Source organism: Vibrio sp. 10N.286.52.C3, assembly GCF_041468865.1.
Taxonomy (GTDB): domain Bacteria; phylum Pseudomonadota; class Gammaproteobacteria; order Enterobacterales; family Vibrionaceae; genus Vibrio; species Vibrio crassostreae_C.
On the sequence record NZ_JBFRJM010000105.1, the window covers coordinates 1 to 5,454 of the forward strand.

The following is a 5,454-nucleotide window of genomic DNA, read 5'->3' on the forward strand; positions in this document are numbered from 1 at the left end:
ATCCGCGATGAACCTTATTTGTTTCGACCTAGTGAGTCAGAAACAGATAAACGGCTCTTTTATTGAGTGGGTGCTGGATTCGAAATCTAGCTCACGAAACCTTAGAGATTGAGTCTACTCAGTGATCTCTTGCAGCACTTCTCCGATTGACCCGCTTGGTTGGGTGATACCCAGTTTGTTCGAAAGCGTTGGCGCAATGTCATATGGCGTCACTGCTCGCGATACCTTCTTAGCTTCAACGTCGTAGCCTGCAAAGATCACAGGCACATGAGTGTCGTATTTCCACGGAGAACCATGTGTAGAGGCAATTTGGAGGCCTTCCATGTCGTTAATGTAGCTGCGCGGTGCAAATACTACGTACACGTCGCCAGAACGAGCAGGGTGGTAGTTGTTTTTAATTAGCTGCATCACATGCGTATCCGGTACTCGGTTAGCCACAATGTCACTACTTGATACAGCAAACGCAACACCTTTCACTTTTGCAATTTCATCCGCAATAGCTTCTTGGACCTTAGCCAGATCAAGCTTCTTCTCAGCGATCAGATCATGATTCAGATAGATGTAAGGTTGTGCGTACAAGCGAATCGCGTCTTTGGTTAAACCAAATTCATCCTTCAATCGTTTCTCAACACCACTCGAGAGTAGTGTGTCTTTATTGAAGTATTGAGCTTGATTGAAACCAAGCGCATTTGCCGCAGGTGAAGATTCAGGTACACCGTGGTCGGCAGACAGCACAATCAATGTGTTTTCTAGCCCGACTTGGTTATCAACGGTCTTAAGAAGTTTAGCGATCGTTTTGTCGAGTCGAATCAAGTTGTCTTCGGTTTCTAGGCTTTCAGGGCCGTAGAGGTGAATTACATAGTCATTCGATGAGAAACTAACCGATAGGTAATCCGTCGCGTCACCTTGTCCAAGCTTCTCTTGCATCAACAACGTGGTTGCAAAGTTTTCGGTGATTTCATCACCAGCCGGGCTTACAGTTAGTGTTGTGCTGTAATACTTATAGCTCGCAGGGCCGTAAGGGTGAGGGAAGGTGCGTTGGAAATCACCGAGCTTAACCTTGTGGTCGATGTTGTGTTCTTGCAGGGTGTACTGGTCACGCGGTAACGACAGTTCCCATCTCTGTTTTGAGTATTGAGCTGCAATGGCTTTTTCATTCCAACGAGATACCCAAGCTGGGTATTCGTCGTAGTAATAGTTACTGGTGACAAACTCAGACTGTGCCTTTGAGAACCAGAACGCTTTGCCACTGTGTCCCGCCAATGAGATCGCACCGCGGTCTTTCACAGACACACCGAACACTTTTGATTTGCCACTATTGGAAATAGTCAGCTCATCACCAAACGTGGTGGAGAGTATTGGCTCCGGAGAGCGACCATCGCCTTGTGCTGTCTTCTGGGTTGGGTCGATCTCTGTTGCTTTATCGACACCTGCACCAGAGGTCAGCATTTGGTAGTTACCGTCTTCTACGTTATACACCAAACGTTGTTCGCTACGGTCATACCAAACATTACCTACCATGCCGTGTACGCTCGGTGGAGCACCTGTTGCAAGCGATACATGGCCCACAATCGTTTCCGTGTTGCCATGTTGGTAGTTCGCGTTGGTGTAGTAGGTACCATCATCCATTAAGTACCGGAAACCGCCTTCACCGAAGTTGTGCTTATATCGTTCGATTAAATCTGCGCGCAGGCCATCTACCGTGATTTGAAGGACTAGATTTGGCTTTTCCGCAGCTGAAGTGGGGAGAGCGCAGAGTAACGCGAGGGTTAGTCCTGAAAGCTTGGTGTATTGCATAGAGTTTCCTTATTCACTGTTGCCGCTGAGTTCTAATGTTTGGCCAGATTTCTAACGTGTGTACAGTGCGAATCGTATTTTCTTGTATTGTTGGTGACGATTAGTGAACCATAACCTTCGGCATCTTTAGTTAGTTCGCTTCGTTAGCTTGTTCACAGCTTTAGTTCGTATCCTTAACTAAACGCAGCCCCATATCTGACATAGTGATCGATTGGCTTGCGAAGTCACGACGGTAACTTTCAGATTCATTTTCGTCATAAGCAAAGCTGCCACCGCGAACCGATTTGTGCGATAAACCAACGTCGCTGTGTTTTGCGTTGTTAGGGTTGTCTGTTGGACCGAATCGGTAGAAGGTGTCATCGAAGGCATCGATAACAAACTCGCCCACGTTTCCTGTCATGTCATATAAGCCTAGTTCATTTGGTTTCTTTAGCCCGACTGGATGTGCGCTATTTTTAGAATTTGCTGAGTACCACGCAACATCATCTAAGTTATTGGAACCACTGTAAGTATAACCTTTACTTTTGTTGCCACCTTTGGCTGCAAATTCCCATTCAGCTTCAGTAGGCAAACGGTATTCTTCGCCTGTAAGTTCGTTCAATTGCTCGACGAAGTAGTTTGCTTGTTGCCAGCTAAGGTTATTGACTGGAACTTGTGGGTTTTGGAAATAACTGAGGGATGAACCCATCACCGATTCGAACAATTCTTGAGTCACCTCAAACTTCGCAATATAGAAACTATCTACAGTTACATTACGTGCAGGACGCTCTGCTTTGGTCGCTTCTGGATCATTCGACCCCATGGTGAATGTGCCGCCTTCAACCAACACCATCTCTTGGTCAATTTGTTGGGTGATGGGGTGTGTAGGCACGCTTGCACAGCCACTCAGAAGAATAGTCATGGTGACGCTGCTAATTGTTGCTAACTGTTTGTAATTAAGAAATTTCATCACGTGCCTCAGATGTTCGAAATAGGGTCTAATTCTAACGTTTAAGGTCATTCCTATTGGTTATAAAGGGTATAACATGTCACATGATCGAATAGGAATTATGATGGGTCCAGAATACTAAAATAGGTAGGTAAATCATGCATATTACTCAAGGTCCACAATATAACGGTAAAGCGTCTAAGCGCTTGCATGTCATGGCTAAGCCGATTGGCGCAGCGTGCAACATTGACTGTAAATATTGTTACTACCTAAGTAAGCAAGATTTGTTGGAGTACAAGAAAGGCAGTTCTCCAAGAATGGATGATGAGACGTTAGAAACCTACATCCGACAATACATCGAAGGTCAAAACACGCCAGAAATTATCTTCTCATGGCAGGGCGGTGAACCGACAATGCTAGGTTTGGCGTATTTTGAACGCGTGGTTGAGCTACAGAAAAAGTACCAACCTGAAGGTGTATTGATTTCAAACGATTTACAAACCAATGGTACTTTGCTGAATGATGATTGGGCTGAGTTTCTTGCGAAGAATAACTTCCTGATCGGTTTGAGTATTGATGGTCCTGAAATGCTGCACAATGCCTATCGTGTTAACAGAGCTGGCCGTGGCACATTCAAACAAGTGATGGCGGCTGTGGAGCTGCTGCACAAACACCAAGTGAAGTTCGCAACGCTTACCTGTGTGAATAACCTCACCAGTCAAAATGCACTTGAGGTCTATCGCTTCCTACGTGATGTGGTGAAGTCACCGCAAATGCAGTTTATTCCTATCGTTGAACAGAAAACATTCCGAACGGTTGCACCACAAACATCCCAAGTGAGCGAACAGCTCAAACAAGGCGACAAACGCCTGATCCCCGGCCATAAAGATTCAATCATGGAATCGTGGTGTGTGTCGGACTTGGCTTGGGGTAACTTCTTGATTTCTGTGTTTGACGAGTGGGCCAAGAACGACATCGGCAAGGTGTTTGTTCAGTATTTTGAAGCGAGCGTAGAAACATGGATTGGGCGTCCGAACCCACTGTGTACCTTGAATGAGATATGCGGAAAGGGCTTGGCAATGGAGCCAAATGGCGACGTATTTTCATGCGACCATTATGTTTACCCTGAATACAAGATTGGCAATATTCATCACGAGAAACTTGATGATTTGGCGTACAGCGCACCACAGCAAAAGTTTGGTTTTGCTAAATCCCGTACACTGACCAGTCAATGTCAGCAGTGTGATTACAAGTTCGCTTGTCATGGTGAGTGCCCTAAGAACCGCTTTATCAAAACTCGTGTAGGTGAACCGGGTTTGAACTACTTATGTGCTGGTTGGCATAAGTTCTTTTCTCATGTCGATAAGTCGATGGCGTACATCGCTCGCGCGATGGGGCATCCGGTTGCTCATGGTAAATTCAGCGACTCAGTATTGATGGCGCATCGAGCAAAACAGGCGCAACAAGCTACGTTCGAGACCAAGTTTTAACTCGTTCTTTGGATCAACAGGTCCAAGAAAAATTTAATCAGATACGAGTCTAAGGACAGGCTAAGTTCTCCAGTTTAAGGTAATACTATGATGAAGAAGAGTTTAGCGACGGCTGTTGCTTTATTGATTTCAACGTCCGCATTAATTTCAACGTCTGCGATGGCTGCGAATAGCGTTCAACAAACGGTTGACGCGCCAGCACAAAATATCAATCAAGTGCTTGAAATGACGGACACTCAAACCCGCATTCAACAGTTGTCTTACATGGCACAAGATCAGAATCAATCTGTTGAAAATCGTACTGGTGCACTGCAAGAGCTTGCTTCATATCCAAGCCAAAATGCGCTGGTGGCGGTGGCAAGAGGCTTAAAAGATCAAAACCCTGAAGTTCGTGAAGCGGCGGTTATCGGTTCTGAACCTTACCAACTTGAACATCGCTGGGCGTTAGTTTCACCCTTGCTAAAAGACAGCGATACCATGGTTCGCCATACGGCAACGTCAAACCTAGTCCGTGACTTCAATGCATTGGATGACGAGCAGAAAGCACAAATTGAACCACCAGTCATAGAGCTTATTAGCTTCTTGGAAACGCAAGAATCTGAAAAGTACCAATTACTGTTTGCTGATGTGCTTCGTTGGCACAATGACTGGGATAAGGCGGAAACGGTTTATCTAGAGCTGATCAATACGCATCCAAAAGAAGCGCAAGTTTGGTTGAGCTACGCAGATAATTTTCGAGCTCAGAACAAAGATAAGCAAGCAGTCGAAGTATTAGATCGTGGTTTGGAGAGCGTGCCAAACAACGCCGCTCTGCATTATTCGAAATCGTTGACTCTGGTTCGCCTTGAAGACAAAACTGCGGCAGCCAAAGAGATTGAAGTGGCTGCGAAGCTAGCGAAAGATAACAGCTACTACTGGTACCTAAATGGGGTATTACAAGAAGAGTTGGATATCGACAAGTCGACTAAATCGTTCGAGAAAGCATATTTGATCTCTGGTTCTCCAGAGCAGCTATACGCGGTATGCGATATCTATGTGCGCTACGGAAATGAAAAGACCGATGATTGCTTAGGTGAGCTAGGTAAAGTAGCTCCTGACTATGTTATTGATCAGTTGAAAGATAAACGAGTAGCGCCAAGCTCATAATATCCTAATGAGTAATTAGCGAAGCCTATAATGAAAAGCCAGTCGACACGTTCGACTGGCTTTTTCGCATCCATTGTCCCGTCCTGAAATGTG

Annotated in this window: 4 protein-coding genes; 2 read left to right on the forward strand and 2 right to left on the reverse strand. The window is 45.4% G+C overall.

All coding sequences use genetic code 11. The annotated features are described in order from the left end of the window. Positions 1-114: 114 nt before the first annotated feature. A complete protein-coding gene (locus AB4138_RS23355; protein WP_372307902.1) occupies positions 115-1,797 on the reverse strand; it encodes an alkaline phosphatase family protein in 1,683 nt (560 codons plus the stop codon). A gap of 160 nt (positions 1,798-1,957) precedes the next feature. Then, positions 1,958-2,746: a formylglycine-generating enzyme family protein gene (locus tag AB4138_RS23360; RefSeq protein WP_372307905.1), complete on the reverse strand. Its 789-nt coding sequence runs from the start codon at positions 2,744-2,746 to the stop codon at positions 1,958-1,960. Positions 2,747-2,883: 137 nt separating this feature from the next. On the opposite strand from AB4138_RS23360, the gene AB4138_RS23365 reads away from it, so the two are divergent. Beyond that, on the forward strand, positions 2,884-4,215 hold the full coding sequence (locus AB4138_RS23365) for an anaerobic sulfatase maturase (RefSeq protein WP_372139227.1): 1,332 nt from the start codon (positions 2,884-2,886) through the stop codon (positions 4,213-4,215). Between the two features lie 87 nt (positions 4,216-4,302). Further along, complete coding sequence (locus AB4138_RS23370) at positions 4,303-5,361, forward strand: HEAT repeat domain-containing protein (protein ID WP_017060468.1); 1,059 nt, start codon at positions 4,303-4,305, stop codon at positions 5,359-5,361. The last annotated feature ends 93 nt before the right edge of the window (positions 5,362-5,454 follow it).